Origin of the sequence: Pseudooceanicola sp., assembly GCF_029213205.1 — a bacterium.
Classification (GTDB): Bacteria; Pseudomonadota; Alphaproteobacteria; order Rhodobacterales; family Rhodobacteraceae; genus Pseudooceanicola.
Map to the genome: position 1 here is coordinate 1 of NZ_JARGNH010000036.1, position 18697 is coordinate 18697.

At 62.7% G+C, this 18697-nt stretch carries 21 protein-coding genes and 1 tRNA gene; 11 read left to right on the plus strand and 11 right to left on the minus strand.

Annotated features, from left to right (window positions below; translation table 11 throughout):
• Window positions 1–136: 136 nt before the first annotated feature.
• The 4 genes from P1U48_RS16730 to P1U48_RS16745 all read right to left on the minus strand — a co-directional run bounded on the left by P1U48_RS16730 (window position 137) and on the right by P1U48_RS16745 (window position 3601).
• Window positions 137–1135 (minus strand): zinc transporter ZntB, encoded by a 999-nt coding sequence (locus tag P1U48_RS16730; protein WP_301070296.1) that lies wholly within the window; start codon window positions 1133–1135, stop codon window positions 137–139.
• A 115-nt stretch (window positions 1136–1250) separates the two neighbouring features.
• Window positions 1251–1442, minus strand: coding sequence for a hypothetical protein (locus P1U48_RS16735; protein WP_301070297.1), 192 nt, complete (start codon window positions 1440–1442; stop codon window positions 1251–1253).
• 202 nt (window positions 1443–1644) lie between these two features.
• A complete protein-coding gene (tuf, locus tag P1U48_RS16740; RefSeq protein ID WP_301070298.1) occupies window positions 1645–2820 on the minus strand; it encodes an elongation factor Tu in 1176 nt (391 codons plus the stop codon).
• Window positions 2821–2944: 124 nt separating this feature from the next.
• A complete protein-coding gene (locus tag P1U48_RS16745) occupies window positions 2945–3601 on the minus strand; it encodes a hypothetical protein (protein ID WP_301070299.1) in 657 nt (218 codons plus the stop codon).
• Window positions 3602–3731: 130 nt separating this feature from the next.
• Here P1U48_RS16745 and P1U48_RS16750 point away from each other — a divergent pair, with 130 nt between their 5' ends.
• Window positions 3732–5114: a cytochrome P450 gene (locus P1U48_RS16750; protein WP_301070300.1), complete on the plus strand. Its 1383-nt coding sequence runs from the start codon at window positions 3732–3734 to the stop codon at window positions 5112–5114.
• Between the two features lie 263 nt (window positions 5115–5377).
• Window positions 5378–5716, plus strand: a complete 339-nt coding sequence (locus P1U48_RS16755) for a hypothetical protein (protein WP_301070301.1) — start codon at window positions 5378–5380, stop codon at window positions 5714–5716.
• 79 nt (window positions 5717–5795) lie between these two features.
• Here P1U48_RS16755 and P1U48_RS16760 read toward each other — a convergent pair whose 3' ends face one another.
• The 3 genes from P1U48_RS16760 to P1U48_RS16770 form a co-directional block, all read right to left on the minus strand.
• Window positions 5796–6083, minus strand: a complete 288-nt coding sequence (locus tag P1U48_RS16760; protein ID WP_301070302.1) for a helix-turn-helix domain-containing protein — start codon at window positions 6081–6083, stop codon at window positions 5796–5798.
• Window positions 6084–6122: 39 nt separating this feature from the next.
• On the minus strand, window positions 6123–6509 hold the full coding sequence (locus P1U48_RS16765) for a type II toxin-antitoxin system RelE/ParE family toxin (RefSeq protein ID WP_301070303.1): 387 nt from the start codon (window positions 6507–6509) through the stop codon (window positions 6123–6125).
• A gap of 67 nt (window positions 6510–6576) precedes the next feature.
• Complete coding sequence (locus P1U48_RS16770; RefSeq protein ID WP_301070315.1) at window positions 6577–7539, minus strand: IS1595 family transposase; 963 nt, start codon at window positions 7537–7539, stop codon at window positions 6577–6579.
• A gap of 82 nt (window positions 7540–7621) precedes the next feature.
• Here P1U48_RS16770 and P1U48_RS16775 point away from each other — a divergent pair, with 82 nt between their 5' ends.
• Together P1U48_RS16775 and P1U48_RS16780 are read left to right on the plus strand one after the other, a co-directional pair.
• Window positions 7622–7864, plus strand: coding sequence for a DUF6471 domain-containing protein (locus P1U48_RS16775; RefSeq protein WP_301070304.1), 243 nt, complete (start codon window positions 7622–7624; stop codon window positions 7862–7864).
• The gene (locus tag P1U48_RS16780; RefSeq protein ID WP_301070305.1) at window positions 7825–8748 is read left to right on the plus strand and encodes a hypothetical protein; all 924 of its coding nucleotides are present in this window, start codon (window positions 7825–7827) and stop codon (window positions 8746–8748) included. Before P1U48_RS16775 ends, P1U48_RS16780 begins: the two co-directional genes overlap by 40 nt.
• A 92-nt stretch (window positions 8749–8840) precedes the next feature.
• Here P1U48_RS16780 and P1U48_RS16785 read toward each other — a convergent pair whose 3' ends face one another.
• The gene (locus P1U48_RS16785; protein ID WP_301070306.1) at window positions 8841–11174 is read right to left on the minus strand and encodes a DNA topoisomerase IV subunit A; all 2334 of its coding nucleotides are present in this window, start codon (window positions 11172–11174) and stop codon (window positions 8841–8843) included.
• A 151-nt stretch (window positions 11175–11325) separates the two neighbouring features.
• Between P1U48_RS16785 and P1U48_RS16790 the strand changes: the two genes are divergently transcribed.
• From P1U48_RS16790 to P1U48_RS16805, 4 genes are all read left to right on the plus strand, one after another.
• Complete coding sequence (locus P1U48_RS16790) at window positions 11326–11898, plus strand: SH3 domain-containing protein (protein WP_301070307.1); 573 nt, start codon at window positions 11326–11328, stop codon at window positions 11896–11898.
• Between the two features lie 66 nt (window positions 11899–11964).
• Complete coding sequence (locus P1U48_RS16795) at window positions 11965–12798, plus strand: SDR family NAD(P)-dependent oxidoreductase (RefSeq protein ID WP_301070308.1); 834 nt, start codon at window positions 11965–11967, stop codon at window positions 12796–12798.
• A 96-nt stretch (window positions 12799–12894) separates the two neighbouring features.
• Window positions 12895–13092, plus strand: coding sequence for a twin transmembrane helix small protein (locus P1U48_RS16800; RefSeq protein WP_301070309.1), 198 nt, complete (start codon window positions 12895–12897; stop codon window positions 13090–13092).
• Between the two features lies 1 nt (window position 13093).
• A complete protein-coding gene (locus P1U48_RS16805) occupies window positions 13094–13666 on the plus strand; it encodes a cob(I)yrinic acid a,c-diamide adenosyltransferase (RefSeq protein WP_301070310.1) in 573 nt (190 codons plus the stop codon).
• Between the two features lie 4 nt (window positions 13667–13670).
• On the opposite strand, the gene thpR is transcribed toward P1U48_RS16805, so the two are convergent.
• The 3 genes from thpR to P1U48_RS16820 are packed head-to-tail and all read right to left on the minus strand — an operon-like array spanning window position 13671 to window position 16018.
• Entirely contained in the window at window positions 13671–14216 is a 546-nt protein-coding gene (gene thpR / locus P1U48_RS16810; protein WP_301070311.1) for an RNA 2',3'-cyclic phosphodiesterase, read from the minus strand.
• A gap of 6 nt (window positions 14217–14222) precedes the next feature.
• On the minus strand, window positions 14223–15038 hold the full coding sequence (locus P1U48_RS16815) for a hypothetical protein (RefSeq protein WP_301070312.1): 816 nt from the start codon (window positions 15036–15038) through the stop codon (window positions 14223–14225).
• Window positions 15035–16018 carry a D-glycerate dehydrogenase gene (locus P1U48_RS16820; RefSeq protein ID WP_301070313.1) on the minus strand — a complete coding sequence of 328 codons (984 nt, stop codon included), beginning with the start codon at window positions 16016–16018 and terminating at the stop codon, window positions 15035–15037. Before P1U48_RS16820 ends, P1U48_RS16815 begins: the two co-directional genes overlap by 4 nt.
• 284 nt (window positions 16019–16302) lie before the next feature.
• Between P1U48_RS16820 and P1U48_RS16825 the strand changes: the two genes are divergently transcribed.
• From P1U48_RS16825 to P1U48_RS16835, 3 genes are all read left to right on the plus strand, one after another.
• A complete protein-coding gene (locus tag P1U48_RS16825) occupies window positions 16303–16749 on the plus strand; it encodes an SH3 domain-containing protein (protein ID WP_301070316.1) in 447 nt (148 codons plus the stop codon).
• Between the two features lie 92 nt (window positions 16750–16841).
• Complete coding sequence (locus P1U48_RS16830) at window positions 16842–18197, plus strand: mechanosensitive ion channel family protein (protein ID WP_301070314.1); 1356 nt, start codon at window positions 16842–16844, stop codon at window positions 18195–18197.
• 94 nt (window positions 18198–18291) lie between these two features.
• Window positions 18292–18366 (plus strand) — tRNA-Gln (locus P1U48_RS16835).
• The last annotated feature ends 331 nt before the right edge of the window (window positions 18367–18697 follow it).

An 18697-nucleotide genomic window follows, 5' to 3' on the forward strand; every position in this document is an offset into this window, starting at 1 on the left:
GGACTCGAACCCACGACCCTCGGTTTTGGAGACCGATGCTCTACCAACTGAGCTATACCCCTAAGTCGTGCGGTTGATTAGCTGTGGCACCGCGCTTTGGCAAGGGTGAATACCCGAGCTGTCGGTCGGCGTGGCGTCAAAGCCATTTCAACCGGCGCAGAATCCAGAATTGCAGCCCCGCCACCAGCACCAGCCCGCCACAGAACAGCCAGAAGGCCCAAGGGTGCCCGGCGCCCGGCATTCCGGCCAGGTTGATCCCGAACAATCCGGTCAGGAACCCGAGCGGCAGAAAGATCGCCGACAGGATCGACAGCATGAACATGTTGTTGTTCAGCCGATCCGACAATTGCCCGGCCAGTTCGTCGCGCAGCACCGTCAGGTTGTCGCGCAGCTCGTCGAGGTTTTCCAGCACCCGGGTCAGCCGGTCATGGGTTTCCTGCAAATTCCGGAGGTCGCGCGGCGCCAGGATCGCATGCTCGCCACTGTAGAGTTCCTGCAGGGCGATCCGCTGCGGCACCGCGTGGCGGCGCAGCTCGATCACCGTCAGGCGCAGGGTGACAATTGTGCGCCGCAGGGTCTGATCCGGCGCCCCGATCACCTGTGCCTCAAGCCCGTCGACGGTCTGATCGAGATCACGCACGAACGGTTCCAGCCGGACATTCAGCCGCTCTGCCAGGCCGCTAAGAAAGGCACCGGCGGTGTCTGGCCCCTGCCCCGCCGCGATGGTGGTGGCCAGATCCTCCAGCGCCCGGACCCGCTGCCGCGACAGGGTGACGATGCGCTGCGCGTCGATCCACATCCGGACCGAGACCATGTCTTCTGGATCCATACCCTCGTTCAGGTTCAGCCCGCGCAGCACCACCAGCATGCCTTCGCCGATTGCTGTCGCCCGGGGTCTCGTGACCTCTGAGGTCAGCGCCTCGATCACCGTGGAGTCGAGATAGGCGAGGTTGCGGGCGATCCAGTCCGGCGTGTCGGGATGATCGGCAGACAGATGCGCCCAGCCGAGGGCTTCGTCGCGCAGCACATTGGCGGCATCTGCCGCGTCCAGGCTCTGGCCCGCCAGCGGCCCGTTCAGCGCATATCCCATCTGAAAGGGTGTCGTGGTCTCGGTCGTCGTATCGGCGTCGGACATGGCCTGCCTCCGGGCTGAGGGCTGCTGAACTGGCCCAGGTTATCCGCTTCGCGGGCGAGGTCCAACGGTGTAGACAGGGCTAAGTCGACGGTCATCTGTTGCACCAGCCGTCGGGTCATGCCGGATTCGGACTCAACCGCGCGGTCAGCAGCTCGATATTGCCGCCGAATTCTGCGGCATCGCGGGCGCGTGCGTGCAGGCCGTCGGCGCAGGCGACCAGAATCCGGGCCGGGGCGAATGTGGCCCGGCTGCATATAATGTGGCCCGGCTGCATATAGTGAATGCGCGCGATCTGGCCCGGATCCACGTCGCGGCCATTGGCCAGGCGCCAAGACCGGTGGCCGAAACCGTGGGCGACATGGCGCGCAGCATTGTGGCGCGCGGGCTGGTGTATTTCGGAGACAAGAAAGCGCCACGGTTTGCGACCGTGGCGCCTTGTTCTGGTCCGCGTGATCCGCGCAAGCGCCCATCCTGCGGTCAGGTGCGTGCGAAGCACGCACCGTCTGACCTCATTCGAGGATTTTGGAGACCACGCCAGAGCCGACGGTGCGGCCGCCTTCGCGGATGGCGAAGCGCAGTTTTTCTTCCATGGCGATCGGCGCGATCAGCTCGACTTCGAACTTCAGGTTGTCGCCGGGCATCACCATTTCCGTGCCCTCGGGCAGGTTGACGGTGCCGGTCACATCCGTGGTGCGGAAATAGAACTGCGGACGATAATTGGCGAAGAACGGCGTGTGACGGCCGCCCTCATCCTTGGTCAGGATATAGGCTTCGGCTTCGAACTTGGTGTGCGGTTTCACCGAACCGGGCTTGCACAGCACCTGGCCACGCTCCACCGCTTCGCGTTCGATGCCACGCAGCAGCGCGCCGATATTGTCGCCCGCCTCGCCGCGATCCAAGAGCTTGCGGAACATTTCCACACCGGTGCAGGTCGTCTTTTGCGTCGCCTTGATGCCGATGATTTCCAGCTCGTCGCCGACATTCACGACGCCACGCTCGACCCGGCCGGTGACAACCGTGCCACGGCCCGAGATCGAGAACACGTCTTCGATCGGCATCAGGAACGGCTGATCCACAGCCCGCGCCGGTTGCGGAATATACTCGTCCACAGCCGCCATCAATTCGCGGATCTTGTTCTCGCCGATTTCCGGATCCCGGCCCTCAAGCGCGGCCAGCGCCGAACCGGCGATGATCGGAATGTCGTCGCCCGGATAGTCATAGGCGCTCAGCAGTTCGCGGATTTCCATCTCGACCAGCTCAAGCAGCTCTTCGTCGTCGACCTGGTCGACCTTGTTCATGAACACCACCATCGCCGGGATGCCGACCTGGCGGCCCAGCAGGATGTGCTCGCGGGTCTGCGGCATCGGGCCGTCAGCCGCGTTCACCACCAGGATCGCGCCGTCCATCTGCGCCGCACCGGTGATCATGTTCTTCACATAGTCAGCGTGGCCGGGGCAGTCGACATGGGCGTAGTGGCGGCTCTCGGTCTCGTATTCGACATGCGCGGTCGAGATCGTGATCCCACGCGCTTTCTCTTCCGGCGCCGCGTCGATCATGTCATAGGCCTTGAAATCACCGAAAAACTTGGTGATCGCCGCCGTCAGCGTCGTCTTGCCGTGGTCAACGTGACCAATCGTGCCGATGTTGCAATGCGGCTTGTTCCGCGCAAACTTTTCCTTTGCCATTGGCTAGGGCGCCTCGTCGTTGGGGGGCGTCGCCTGCGGTTCAGGCCGGGCCCGTTTCGTATCTCCGCGCGCCGTTTATTGGCTTCACACGAGAAAATCAAGCGTCAGTGGGGTCGCGGCGGGCTCAGGAGGGCGGCAGGATCGCCGGCTCGGGCTGGGGCGCAAAGACCGCCGAGGCACCGCTGGTTCTGGCGGTCGAGACCGGGGCCGGTTTGACGGCCGCGGACGCAGGTGGCGTTATCGACGTCGGCGCGGGGGCCTCGCCGAACCAGTCCCGCCGGGTCAGCAGATAGCTTTCGATCTGCTTGGCGGCATTGCGTGACAGAATCTCAAGCTGTTCGGCCTTGGTCTTGGTCAGCCCGGACCCGATGATGGTATCGGCGTTCAGGCTTTCGAAAACCGTCAGCTGCGCCGGTTTTTCCAGCAATTTCTTGTTCTGCGCATCATCCCAGACCGTCAGGTTCAACAGCAGCACCGATTTCGGCGAAGCGACGATCGGCACCCCCGGCAGGGCAATGTTGTAGCCTTCGACGCTGACGCCGAGGTGATAGTAATGATCGCCGTCATAGCGGCTGAAACGTTCGTCGATGGCGGACTTCAGCGCCGCCTGCAGCTCTTCTGCCGAGGCATCGCGCGACAGCGGCCCCTTTTCCGCCTTGGTGGCGACCACGACATTGTGACCCAGGAGGAAATTTCCCAGATCCGCCGTCGGTTCGTCCAGATCGTTGGAATTGGCGCAAGCGGCCAGCAAAGCAAAGCTTATAAGAAGAATGAATCGCAAGGTCCGGCCCCCCAGATAGGTCTGTGTCCCCCGATACCCCAGGTGCCAGGTCGGCGCAACGCCGCAGCACATGGCGGCGCGGCCGGATCCCGGCTATATCTGTCACAAGATGTGTTGCGAGGGGGCGACCATGACCGCTTTGCCAAGCCCGCCACCCGACTCGGCTGCCGAGCTGCCGGTCCGGGTGCCGCTGGTGACCCAACCCAAGAGCATACTCGGCAGCCTGCGCGCGGCGCGGCGCAATGTTCTGTCGATCATCCCGGAAATCGCCACCCGGCAGCCGATGGTCTCGGGCCAGACCGGGATCCGCTGGCACATGGTGATGGACCCGGGCGCGATCCGTCATGTCCTGCTGGAACATCTGGAGGATTACCCGAAATCACAGGTCACCAAGAGCCTGCTGCGTCCGGCAATCGGTGACAGCCTGTTCATCGCCGAAGGCGCCCATTGGCGCTGGCAGCGCCGTGCCGCCGCGCCGGTGTTTTCGCCGCGCAACATCGCCAATCTGGCACCGGTGATGACCGCCGCCGCCGCGCGCACCGCGGATCGCATCGCGGCGGCCGGCCCGGGGCCGGTCGACATGGCGGCCGAAATGGTGCGCGCCACCTTCGATGTGATCTCTTCAGTCACCTTCTCCGGCGATGGTGGCTTTGATCGCGCCGCGTTGCACCGTGCCATCGACGGCTATATCGACGCGACCGCCCGGGTGTCGCTGTTTGACATCCTGGGACTGCCCGACTGGATACCGCGCCCCGGACGGGTGTTTGCCGGTCCGGCGCTGAAACAGATGAAAGCCACCGCCGACAGCGCCATCGAGGATCGGCGCGCGCACGGGCCCAGTGCGGTGCCTGATCTGCTCGATCTGTTGCTGGCCGGGGTCGATCCAGAAACCCGGCGCCAGATGAACACCGCCGAATTGCGCGACAACCTGCTGACGTTCATCGTCGCCGGGCATGAAACCACCGCCCTGGCCCTGGCCTGGTCGCTCTATCTCTGCGCCTCGGCGCCGCACGAGCAGGATCGCGCCGCCGAAGAGGCGCGCGCGCAATTGGGAGACCGCGCCGCGACCGCCGCCGATATCGAGCACCTGCCGCTGACCCGCCGGATCATCGACGAAGCGCTGCGCCTCTACCCGCCCGCCGCCTTTGTGTCACGCACCGCGCTGCGGGCCGATCGGCTTTGCGACCGCGAAATCCGGCCCGGCGATACCGTGATGCTGCCGATCTATGCGTTGCACCGGCATCAGATGCTATGGGAGGCGCCGGACGCCTTTCGCCCCGGCAGATTCGCCGACCGCAAGGCGATCGATCGCTATGCCTATCTGCCTTTCGGCGACGGCCCCCGGATCTGCATCGGCGCCAGCTTTGCGTTGCAAGAAGCGGTGATCATCCTGGCGACGCTGCTGGCCCGGTTCCGGTTCCAAAGTGTGCCCGAACGCGCGCCCGAGCCGGTGATGATCCTCACCCTGCGTCCGCAGGGCGGCGTCTGGCTCAACGCCACGCCGCGCAGCTGACAGCGCATTTCCGCTTCCTCTGGTCAAAAATATCCCCGCCGGAGGCATGGCCCTGCGCCAGCAGGGCAATTCCAGCGCCGGTCTGAAAAGACTGACCGCAGAAGTTGGCGCCGCCTTTGGCGTCGCGCGCGGGTTTTCCACTGCGGTCCCCCTCAAGGGGGCCGCAATGGAAATGGCCTCCGGCGGGGATATTTTCGGCCTTATGTATCAAGCGCACCAACAGAATAGTGGATTTCCCGGCCCGTGTGAATCACCCTTAGGCCATGCAGGACAGAACGATCAACAACGCGCTGCTGGCGCTTAGAAAGCAGGGCGGAACCGAGGGCAAGCTGGCCGAGGTGCTGCTAGATATGCGTGGCGTGGAATGGTCAGGCGTGGTTCAGGATCGCCCTATGAGGCGCGGGCAGGCCAAGAATTTCGTGCTGGACGCGCTTAGAACTGGTCCTATGACCACATCGGAAATTGGAGCGCTGATCAGGGCCTATAGACCTGACCTCAGGCAACGCGCCGCGACCAACCGTGCGTATCAGGCACTTCTCAGGCTTAAGGATAGAGGGCTGGTGCGGCGTGAAGGGCGGGTGTGGTCAACTTTCAGCGATTAAAAGAGTAAGGGGCGACCGTTAAGCCGCCCCTTACAGTCAGACAAATTGTTGCGTCTCTGGCAGCTAAGACGCCTTCGGATCAAGCAGATAGAGCCTTTTCAACTGCATCAGGTGCATTCATAATCACCTTGAGCAAAACGCGCGCAGTTCCATCCGGCTGGCGACGACCTTGCTCCCAACCCCGAAGCGTTCCAAGGTTGAATCCAAAGCGCAACGCAAACTCTTCTTGCGTAAGCCGAAGGCTCTCACGAACTGCGCGAACGTCAATTTTGTGAACAACGACCGTATGCTCACGCGCAGACCCGCCATAGCCTTTGGCGTGGTCAATTGCGTCATGCAGGCCGTTGATAATCTTGCTACCAGACATGCTTATCTCCCGACATCTCTCCGTTTTTTTTAAGGTTTTTCATCCGACGCTCTTAGACAGGTTTCTAACTCTCCTGAGCGCCCATTGTTCAACGATCTGATCAACCATTTGGCTGATTATCCTCTTTTCTGTAGCTGTTATGTTCAGCTTTTCGTTTTTTCTGTACACAGCCAGCACATAGATGGGCATGTTGAGGTCTCGAAAATAGTAAATAACCCGAAGCCCGCCACGCTTTCCCTTACTTCCGTATGCCCATCGGGCTTTCCGCACTCCGTTTGCTCCTTGAATTATATCCCCAACATCAGGGTTCAAGGCGAGCCAATCAACAAGCTGGTCATGTTCTGACTCGCTTAAAATCGCATCCAGTTCCTTCTTGGCTGGTCCCATTTCAGCGATTGTAATTGGGTAACTATCCGGGTCGAACATTTGTCCGCCTTCTTGTTGCTTGCTCAAAAACATTACTAAGTCATTGACGCACCGCTGTCAACGATATTTAAGCCGCCCGCTGCCAGTAGCCCTTCCACTGACGGCTGACCGGCGCGCCCATGCTGTTGCTGACCACGATCCGCGCCAGCGTGCCGTTGTCGGTGCGGCGGTTGTCTTCCAGCCATGCGGCATGGTTCGCATACTGGTGCAGGTATTGCGGGCTGACGTGGTGATGCTGGCCCTGCACCATGTTGCGCAGGCGGGAGAAGAAGCTTTCCACCATGTTGGTGTGCTTGCCGTGGTCGCTGTAGATCTCGGAATGGTTCACCCGGTCAACGCTCCAACCCCGGTGCAGCAAGTCCCAGTGCGAGGCCTCATCCGCTGACATGGTGGCGGTGCGGCTGACGTTCTCATTCGCCAGAGCGACACCCTCGGCTTCGCTCATGGTCACAAACGGCAGGGTGCGGCCTTCACGCTCACGCAGGGCCACCACAACGCGGCGCTTGCCGGTCTGGTGGGCTTTCAGGCGGCGGTCAACGCGGTTGGCCTTGGCATTGGCCGGGCGGATATGACCGCCGAAATACGCGCCATCAATCTCGATATGGCCGTCCAGCACTTCGCCGGTCTGCACCTCTTGTGCCATCGCCTCGCGCAGCTTGTGGGCCAGCACGAAAGCCGTCTTGTATTGGCAATCCAGATCGCGGGAAAGCTGCACCATGGACAGGCCCTTGGAGGCGTTCACGATGATGCAGATCGCCGCCAGCAGGTCCACGAAGTCCATCTTGCGGCTGGCAAAGATCGTGCCGCTGGTCACGCTGAACTGGTGGTAGCAGCCTTTGCACTTGAACTTGCGGCGGGTGCTGATCGTGTAGGTCTCATGATCGCCACAACGCGGGCAAACCGCCGCGCCATCGGTTTCCGGCCAGCGCATTTCGCAAAAGGTCTGGTAGGCCGCTTCTTCGCCAGCCTTGTAGATCGACCGCAGGGAAAGGGTGCGGGATGCTGCTGAAAGGAGGAAGTGTTGGGCCATTGTCATCATATCCGGTGCTGTTGCACTTAATATGATGATGTGCAATCATCTTGTCAAGGGCTTTAGCACGCTATATGATGACATGAGCATTTTGGAGGGTGACATGGTTGAGCGCACTGATTGGGAAGAGATGGCAAAGGGATTGCTACGGGGGGAGATGGCACGCAAGGCGGTCACCTATGCGCAGCTTGTCGAAAAGCTGGCGGCAATCGGAATTGAAGACAACGAGCGGAATTTGCGCAATAAAGTGAGTCGAGGGAAATTCACTGCGGGGTTCTTGTTGCAATGTCTATCCGCGCTTGGATGCGATACGCTTCGGCTCTGACCTTTCAACTTCTGGCGTTGGGACTTGCGCTAAACATCATTTACACAGCGCTACGGGGCGCTATTGACGTTCGCAATTATTGGCACGAGCAGCACGAGATAGAACGCAACCAAACTGCACATGCCGCCGAAATAATAGCCAGCCAGTGCAGCGTCTCTGACGCTCCTCGTGCGTGGGTCGCTGAGTGCATTTCGGAAGCAGTAGACCGATATGTTGAGAGCGAACATAGCGACCAAGACCTGCAGGCCCAAAAGGATATGGCATATTGGGCGCAATTGCTCTTTTGGCTTACTGTAGTCGGGTCCACTGTATCCGTTGTAGGATTGTGGCTGCTCTTTGTCTCTCTTCGTCACACTCGCATCGCCATTTCCGACAGCAGGGAAATCGGTGAGGCGCAAGTCAGGGCCTATCTTTCCCTTGATACGAATGAAGGAAAGACTGTTCTCCAGAAGTTTAGCGCGGGGGAAATTCCACAGGTTGAATTTGTGACGAAAAACAGCGGGAACAGCCCAGCGCTCAAGCATCGTTACGCGGCGGGGGTCGCGGTCGTGGATATGGACTTTCCGACGCACAACGGGGATTTGGTTGCGCCGATAGCAGACGGGCCAGAGCCTAACGATGTATTGCCGTCCGGCGACACGGCAACTGGCGAATCCGTCAACGGCGCGGCTATAACCGCTGATCAAATCCGGCAAATAGTCCTCCCCCAACCATCGAAGAAATTGGCCTTCTTCGGCGTCCTCCTCTACGAGGATGTTTTCAGAAAGCCAAGGCGAACCCGCTTTTGTCTCGAACTGAGGGTTGTCGAATCCAAGGCGAAAAATGGGAGCGGAGCGTTTAAATATACTTGGGTGAAGACCGCATATCACAACGACGCCGACTAAGGCCAATCTAAGCATCAGCCCCCACCCCGTAGGACGGCTGGTGCGTTTGATACATAAGGCCGGATATTTTTGACCAGAGGAAGCGACCAGCGTCAGGTAAAGCGGTTGTCGCGCGGGAAGCCCCGGGGCGCCATCCGACCGGAGGCGGCGCGTTTGCCGATCCATTCACTGAGTTCGGTTTCGGTCCGGGTGCGCCCCGCCGGATCATGCCAGGACAGGCCGTTGGCCAGGGTGAAGGTGGTCAGATCGCTGAGGCCGCCATCCTTGAATTTCTGCAACCGCACCCCCTTGCCCCGGGTCATCTCCGGCAGTTCGTCCAGCGGAAAGATCAACACTTTGCGGTTTTCGCCGACGCAGGCGACGTGATCGCCGCTGACCGGGCGGGCGCAGAGCGCGGCGGTGCCGTCCTTGACGTTCAGCACCTGCTTGCCGGATCGAGTCTGCGCCAACAGCTCGTCCTCGGGCACCACGAATCCGTCACCGGCGGTCGAGGCGACCAGCAGCCGCCGCCCGGGCTGATGCACGAACAGGGTCACGATCTCGGCCTCGTTCGGCAGATCGACCATCAACCTGAGCGGTTCGCCCATGCCGCGCCCGCCGGGAAGGTTGGACGCAGGCAGCGTGTAGAAACGTCCGTTCGAGCCGAAAATCATGATCTTGTCGGTGGTCTGAGCGTGGATCGCAAAGCGGCCCTCGTCGCCATCCTTGAATTTCAGCGCCACATCGGGGGCGGCATGGCCTTTCAGCGCCCGGATCCAGCCCATTTTCGAACAGACCACGGTGACGGGTTCACGTTCGATCATCGCCTCGAGCGGCACGTCTTCGACATCCCCTGCCTCGGCGAATGCGGTGCGCCTTGCACCGGCCAGAGTGTCACGGCCAAAGGATTTCCGGACCTCTTTCAACTGGTCAGCGATCCGCGCCCATTGCAGCCCATCGTTTTCCAGCAGATCCTCAAGCCCGGCGCGTTCTTCCATCAGCGCGTCACGTTCGCGCACCAGCTCCAGCTCTTCGAGCCGACGCAGGGAGCGCAGGCGCATGTTCAGGATCGCCTCGGCCTGGACGTCGGTCAGGCCCAGGTCCTCTTCGGTCACCGCAGCGACGGTGATCGGGGACAGGTAATCGGCCTCGGACATCGCTCGGCGGTGATCCTTTGACCAATCCTCGACCATCAGCGCCTGTTTCGGGTCGTCGTCATAGCGGATGATGTCGATCACCCGGTCGAGATTGAGAAAGGCGACGATAAAGCCTTCGAGCACCTCGAGCCGGTGATCGATCTTTTCCATCCGATGGGTCGACCGGCGCAGCAGCACCTCGCGGCGGAAATCGAGAAAGGCGCGCAGCACCTCTTTCAGCGAGCAGACCTTGGGGGTGACGCCGTCGATCAGCACATTCATGTTCAGCGAGAACCGGACCTCGAGATCCGAGTTGCGGAACAGCATGTTCATCAGCATCTCAGGCTCGACCGAGCGCGATCTGGGTTCCAGCACCATGCGGATGTCATCGGCACTTTCATCGCGGATATCGGCGAGGATCGGGATCTTCTTGGTCTGGATCAGGTCGGCGATCCGTTCGATCAGCTTGGATTTCTGCACCTGATATGGGATTTCGGTGACCACGATCTGCCAGGTCCCCCGGCCCAGATCCTCGATCTCCCATTTCGAGCGCAGCCGGATCGAGCCGCGGCCGGTGCGATAGGTCTCGGCAATGGTTTCGCGGGGTTCGACGATCACCCCGCCGGTGGGGAAATCCGGGCCGGGGATGTAGTTCAACAGGGTTTCGTCGCGCGCCTCCGGGGTCTTGATCAGATGCAGACAGGCGTCGCAAAGTTCCGAGATATTATGCGGCGGGATATTGGTCGCCATGCCCACCGCGATGCCGCTGGATCCATTGGCCAGCAGGTTCGGATAGGTCGCGGGCAGCACCACTGGTTCGGTCAGGGTGCCATCGTAATTGTCGCGGAAATCGACCGCGTTTTCGGTCAACCCCTCCATCAGGGTTTCGGCGATGGCGGTCAACCGCGCCTCGGTATAGCGGCTGGCGGCGGGGTTATCGCCATCGATATTGCCGAAGTTGCCCTGGCCGTCGACCAACGGGTAGCGGACGTTGAAATCCTGCGCCAGCCGGGCCATCGCGTCATAGATCGCCTGGTCGCCATGTGGGTGGTAATTGCCCATCACATCGCCTGAGATCTTGGACGACTTGCGGAATCGCCCGGTCGGGGCCAGCCGCAATTCGCGCATCGCATAGAGGATTCGCCGGTGCACCGGCTTCAGCCCGTCGCGGGCGTCTGGCAGCGCCCGGTGCATAATCGTCGACAAAGCGTACGTAAGGTAACGTTCGCCGATTGCGCGGCGCAGCGGCTCAGCGATCTCTGGCACGCCTGAATTGGGGCCGATATTGGGGTCGTCTGTGGTTTTTGTCATAGATGATGTGATAGACCGCAGGATCGTTTTCGGCAAGGAAACAAAGGGGGCTGCGGGTATTCCACACTCACAATCCAGCGCGAATCGACATATGCTGATTGTGCATTTCAATCACGACGTTAGCAGCTGCTGCACTTTCCCGGGGGGGGGCATGACGCGCTTTATATTTGTATCGCTCATTTTCATGGGCTGGATTTTCTTTGAGATGAGCGATGGCGTGGATTTCGCGCCGCCGGTCCGGGCAAAGGCGGATCAGATCGCCGCAGCCACGCCGCCGAACGACGCCGAGGTGGCAAGCCGCGCCGCCAACACACCGTCGCTGGCGGAATTGACCGTCGCCAAACGCCGGGCGGCACCGAAAGCCACAGAGCAGGTGGTGCCCAGCGTGGCCCATGTCGCTGAGCGTCCCAATATCGGCGAGGGTAATTTGCGGGTCGTCAACCTGAACCCGGCACCAGTGGCGACCAGTGACAGCGATGCCCGTGACCGTGCGGCGGCGGCGGTGCTGCAGGACCGGGCGGCGCGCGATGTGCGTCTGGTCACCGGCAACAGGGTCAATATGCGCAACGGGCCGGGCACCGAATACAGCGTGCTGGGACGGCTGACGCGCGGCGAACGGGTGACCGTTTTGCAGGAACCCGGCAACGGCTGGGTCAAGCTCAAGGTCGAAGGCAGCGGTCGGATCGGCTGGATGGCGGATTTCCTGCTCGCCTCGGCGGAATAACCCTGACGCGATTGCCCGGTTGTCCCGGTTGCGATAGCCCTGCCCCGAAAGGTGGCGGGGTTTTTCATGGGCAAGCGTATTATTCTGATCACCGGATGTTCCAGCGGCATCGGGCTGGACGCTGCCCGGCGCCTGCAGGCGCGCGGCTGGCGGGTGTTTGCCTCTTGCCGCCGGGCCGAGGATTGCGCCCGGTTGCAGGCCGAAGGTCTGGCCAGCCCGCGAATTGACTACGAGGATGCCGACAGCATCGCCAACGGCCTGGCCGAGGTGCTGGCGGCCAGTGGCGGGCGGCTGGATGCGCTGTTCAACAATGGCGCGCATGGGTTGCTGGGCGCGGTCGAGGATGTGCCGACCGAGGCGCTGCGCCAGATTTTTGAATCCAACCTCTTCGGCTGGCACGATCTGACCCGGCGGGTGTTGCCGGTGATGCGGGCGCAGGGGCATGGACGAATCCTGCACTGCTCTTCGGTTCTGGGGCTCGGCGCGGTGCGCTGGCGTGGCGCCTATGTGGCGACAAAATTCGCGCTGGAAGGGCTGGCCGACTCGCTCAGGCTTGAGCTGCGCGGCAGCAATATTCATGTCTCATTGATCGAACCGGGGCCGATCACCACCGATTTCCGAATCAAGGGCCGCGCCTATTTCGAACGCTGGATCGACTGGCCCGCCTCGCCACATGCGGATCACTACCGCGATCATCTTCTGCCCCGGCTGAACGCCGCCGGGGTCACCCCCGATCCGTTTGAGCGGCCTCCTGCCTCGGTCACGGCTCAGGTGATCCGGGCGCTGGACACGCGCCGCCCAAAGGCGCGCTATTACGTCACCGTGCCCACCCATATCATGGGCCTGGCCCGGCGGGTGCTGCCGGTTCGGCTGCTCGATCTATTGCTGGCGCGCAGTTGAGCGCGTGAAACCGAGGGCGCCCTGTGCGGAAATACCCTGTTCGTTTCCGCCGCGCGCTGGATTACATCTGGAACAGCTTGGAAAACGGAGGGCCCGATGGCCAATGATCCCCTATTCTATGTCGTCATTGCTGCGGTGTTGCTGGTCGCCGGGATCCTGATGTTCGGGATCGGCGGCTTTGCGCGCGGCGTCGATGGCAAGAAATCCAACAAGGTGATGCAATGGCGGATCGCGGCGCAATTCGTCGCTGTCGTGCTGATCGTGTTATACGTCTGGCTGCGAGGCAAGAGCTGATATGGTTGTTCTGAACAAGATCTACACCCGCACCGGCGATGCCGGAGAAACCGCGCTTGGCGATGGCAGCCGGGTGCCGAAACCCTCGCTCAGGGTCGAAACCTATGGCAGCGTCGACGAAACCAACGCCACCGTCGGTCTGGCCCGGCTACATGCCAGCGGCGTGATGGATGCGCAGCTCGCGGCGATCCAGAACGATCTGTTCGACCTTGGCGCCGATTTCTGCCGCCCCGGCATGGAAAACGACGCCGCCGCCGAATATCCGCCGCTGCGGGTGCTGGCCGGTCAGGTGGACCGGCTGGAGGCCGAGATCGATGTGATGAACGCCGATCTGGCGCCGCTGCGGTCCTTCGTTCTCCCCGGTGGCAGCGCCCTGGCGGCCCATCTGCATCTCTGCCGCACTGTCACCCGCCGGGCCGAGCGGCTGGCCGTCGCGCTGATGGCGAATGAAAGCTGCAACCCGGTGGCGGTGAAATACCTCAACCGGCTGTCGGATTGGTTCTTTGTCGCCTCGCGCGCGGCCAACAACGGCGGCGCGGGCGATGTGCTCTGGGTGCCCGGGGCGAATCGTTAGGCGCTCAGCCGCGAAGTGGATATTGCGCCAAGACCTCGTGGCGCGCACCGTCCGCAGAGAGATGCGACTCGAACAGGGTGAGCGCGCTGACCCGGAACGGCGGGCTGCGAAACCCGGCATGGCTGGCCAGAAATTCAGCGATCACCCCCTCTGCGCCCTGCGGCACCCGTCTGCCGAACCGCGCCAGGGTGACATGCGGGCGAAACCGTTCGCGGGGCAGAATGATCCCGGCCTGGCGCAGGCGCGCCCGCACCGCCCGGTGCAGCGCGGTGACCGGCCCCGGATCGACGACCCCGGCAAACAGGATCGCGGGCATCGCGCCACCAAAGCTGCCCAGCCCGGCAAGGGTCAGATCGAATGCGGCGGCGACAAACCCCTGCATCGCCTCGTCCAGCGCCTCGGCCTCGGGTTCAGATCGCTCGCCCAGAAACGCCAGGGTCAGGTGCAGGGTATCGGGATCGCTCAGCCGACCGACCCGCAGATGCGATTGCAGCCCTTCCAGCGCCTCGCGGACCGGGTCGGGCGGATCGATCGCCAGGAACAGTCGCATCGCGGATCAATGGCCCCGCCCGATCAGGTGCCAGCCGACGCGCAGCACCGCCAGCAACGTCAGCGCTGGCAACACAATCATCCTGAGCAGGAAAATCCCGGTCAGTTGCAGCGAGGCGTCGAGCAAGTCATCGGCGCTGTCCCAGAACACCCCGGCGGCGGCACGATAGGCGCGGGCGCTGTCCAGCCAGCTCTGGTCCTCACGCCCGGCGCCGTCGATACCGATCAGCGCATTGGCCTGCGCGCCGATCCGCTCCAGCGTGTCAAAGGCGGCCTGCCAGGTGTCATGGGTCAACGCCTCGCCCGCCCAAAGGCCCAGCACAAAGGCCAGCGGCAAGGCGATGGCCAGCGCAAAGCCCAGCCCGCCGCAGGAGCCGAAGGCATGGCGCAGCCCGGGTCGGGAGCCGTGCCAGCCGCCCGGCGCCGCCTCGCAGGTGCAGCGCCCGACCAGCGCCAGCGCCAGCAGGCCGAACCCCAGCGCCGCCGCCGGGGCCATCGACATCGACAGCACCCCGGTCAGCACCGCGACGCCAAAGATCAGCCCGGACACCCGTTCGACGGTGTCATCCACCGGTTCCAGCCATTTCAGCGGCTGCACCGAGCCCGAGACCCCGAGGGAGCCACCAACCTCGACCTCCTGCGCAAAGGACAGGGCGGCATTGATCGCGCGCAGTGAGACATAGATCGCGCCCGAGGAGACCGCGACATCGCGTTGAAACGCTTCAGCCGATCCGACCAGCGGGTTGAGGCGCGGCGCAAAGGCCAGCGCCAGGCAGAGCGCCGCGGCGCAAAGCGCCAGCGTCGCCGTGCCGAGCCGTTTCACAGGACCCCCGGCACCACCAGATCGGGTGGCCGGTGCCCATCGGCAAAGGTCTTGATATTGATGATGACCTTTTCACCCATCTCGACCCGGCCTTCGCGGGTCGCCGATCCCATATGCGGCAGCAGCACCACATTGGGCATCTTGCGCAGTTCATCGGTGACCTGGCCGAATTCATAGACATCAAGGCCGGCGCCGGCGATCTCCTTGTCGCGCAGCATCCGGGTCAGGGCGTTCTGATCGACCACTTCGCCGCGCGAGGTGTTCACGATCACCGCCTCAGGCTTCATCAGCTTCAGCCGCCGGGCGTTCAGCAAATGAAAAGTCGACGGCGTGTGCGGGCAGTTGATCGACAGCACATCGACCCGCGCCACCATCTGATCGAGGCTCTCCCAATAGCGCGCCTTCAGCTCGCCCTCGATCTCGGGGCGCACTTGCCGACGGTTGTGGTAATGCACCTGCATGCCAAAGGCATTGGCGCGGGCGGCCAGCGCCCGGCCGATCCGGCCCATCCCCAGAATGCCCAGGCGGCGCCCGGAAATCCGCCCGCCGTTCAGCGCGTCCGGCGCCCAGCCGTCCCAATCGTCCGACTGCATCTGCGCCAGGCCTTCGGGAATCCGCCGGGTGACGGCGAGAATCAGCGCCATCGCCATATCGGCGGTGTCATCGGTGACCACGCCGGGGGTGTTGGACACCAGAATCCCGCGCTGGCGGCAGGTGGCGACGTCGATGTGATCGACCCCGGCACCATAATTGGCGATCAGCCGCAACCGGTCCCCGGCCTGCGAAATCAGCCCGTTGTCGATCCGGTCGCGCAGATTGGTCACCAGAACATCGGTCTCGCGCATCGCCTGCGCCAGCTCATCGCGCGACATTGGGCGATCGGCTGCACCAAAGCGAACGTCGAACAATTCCTTCAGCCGAGCCTCGACCGGCTCTGGCAGGCGTCGCGTTACGACAACACTCAGACGTTCAGATGGCATTCAACCCCTCCGCAAACTTTCAACATATCGCTATTGCTGGCAAAGTGCATCAATGGGGCGACCGGCACAAGAACCGGCACCGAAAGAACGGCAGAAGCGGACAGAACAGCATGACATTCCGGCACAGCGCTGCAGCAATGGCAGCGTGTCTATTATGTTTGACCGCATCACCCGGCGGCGCGACCACGCAGGCTGTGGCGATCCAGGACGGCGACGGGCCGATCGCCACCGGTCAGACCGAGGCACAATCCGATACCCAGAGCGAAGAACTTCACGCTGGCGTAGTGGATACCGATGCCCGCAATATCGGGCCGGTGACCAATCTGCCCCTGCCCCGCTTCGTGTCGATGAAATCGCGTGAAACCAATGTCCGCCGCGGCCCCAGCCTGACCCATCGCATCGACTGGGTGTACAAGCTGCAGGGCATGCCGCTGGAAATCGTCGCCGAATACGGCCATTGGCGCCGGGTGCGCGACAAGGACGGCTTTGGCGGCTGGGTGCATTATTCGATGCTCAGCGGTGCCCGCACGGTGCTGGTCTCGGTCGAAAGCCTGGATCTGCAGATCCGCCCGGACCCGCGCTCGGCGGTGATCGCGCGACTGCAACAGGGGGTGGTCGCCCGGCTTGGCGATTGCCTGCCGGATTGGTGCAAATTGCAGGTCGGATCGCATCGCGGCTGGGCCAGAAAATCCGCGCTCTGGGGCGTCGCCGCCACCGAGATCCGCGACTGAGGCAGCGGCCCGCACCGCCACTTGCCGCTTGCGACGGCGCCTCACCTGGCTAGGGTTGTTCGGGTATTTTCCGAACGCATGGCGATTTCAATATGTTTCGTTTCCTGGTCCTGCCGCTGATTCTAGCGTCGCTCCTCCTGCCGATCACCCCCCTGCCCCTCACCGCCCAGACCAATACCGAAGAAACCAACCAGCCCTCGGGCAAGATCGAGGTCGAGGACGACCGCGGAACCGACGCCGCCATCGCCAACCGGATCCGGGCCATCCTGCACGAGATCGGTGGCTATGAGGATGTGACCGTCACCGTCGCCGCCGGCATCGTGACCCTGCGCGGCGAGGTTCTGACCGCCGCCGATGCGGCGCAGCTGAATGTCATCGTCGCCCGGGTCGAAGGCGTGGTCGCGATCCGCAACCAGGTCAGCGAAACCACCGATGTGGTACGCCGCCTCGACCCTGCGATCGACCGGTTTGTCGCGCGGATGACCCAGTTCGTGGCCTATCTGCCGCTGCTGGCGGTGTCCTGTGTCGCCTTTCTCCTGGTGGTGCTGGTCGGGGTGCTGCTGGCCCGGATGAAACAACCCTGGGAACGGCTGGCCCCGAATGCCTTTATCGCCGACATCTATCGCCAGGTGCTGCGCCTGTCCTTTGGCATTGCCGGGATCGTGGTGGCGCTGGATATCCTGAATGCCACGGCGCTGCTGTCGACCATCCTCGGCGCCGCGGGGATCATCGGCCTCGCCATCGGTTTCGCGGTCCGCGACACGGTCGAGAATTTCATCGCCTCGGTGATGCTGTCAGTGCGCCAGCCGTTCCGCCCCAATGACGCGGTCGAGATCAATGGCGACGAGGGCAAGGTGATCCGCCTGACCTCGCGTGCCACCATCCTGTTGTCCTGGGACGGCAACCACATCCGGATCCCCAATTCGACCGTGTTCAAAAGCCGGATCGTAAATTATTCGCGCAATATCGAACGGCGGTTCTGCTTTGACCTCGGGCTGGCCCCGGATGCCGATCTGGCCCGCGCCGTGCAGGTGGCCCAGGACACTCTGGTGGCACTGCCCTTCACCCTGAACAGCCCCGCCCCCAATGCCTGGATCGATGCAGTCGGTGACAGCACCGTCAGCCTGCGCCTGATCGGCTGGATCAACCAGAACCAAACCTCGTTGCTGGCGGCGCGGGGCGAGGCGATCCGGCTCAGCATCGCGGCGCTGACCGAGGCCGGGATCGCGATGCCGGAACCCACGTACCGGGTGGTCGGGGCCAATCTGGCGAAACCTGCCAAGCCCGCGGCAGCGGCGGTCAGCGCGCCAGAGGCACTGCCGATCAACCCCGAAGAAACCCTGGATGTTCAGGCCCATGCCGAGCATGAGCTGGAGGCAATCGTCGACGAAGAGCGGCGCTCCAAGGGCGATGAGGACCTGCTGACCCGCGAAGCCCGGACCGAATGATCCGCCCGGCGCCGGGTACAGGACAGGACCTCTGTTTTTTTCGGCCATCAGGGCTTGCGAAGCAAGGACGGGCGGCGTAAATAACCGCGCACGTTGGGATGTAGCCAAGTGGTAAGGCAACTGTTTTTGGTACAGTGTATCGTAGGTTCGAATCCTACCATCCCAGCCACATTTTCCGCCCGCCCCTGACCGTCCTTTGCTCATGGAGCTGTCGGAGAGACACCCGGGCGACCCGTCCCGAAACCGCCCCAGTTCCTGCCCCAGCGCCGAGACGCCCTTTGGCGGGGTATTGGGGGGTAGGGGAATAGGTATAAGTAATGAATAGGAACCTGGGGAAAGAGAAGGGTAGCCTGCCCCCTCGTAGCCCCTGCTCTGCCCCCTGAAAATTGGATCGTTTGAAGCTGGAGTTTTCCGCTAGATTTTCCAGGCTGGGAGAGGAGCGGAATGGGTAATCCCCCCCGAAAGTAGGGGGCTGCATAAGTAGAATTTTCTCGCCAAGG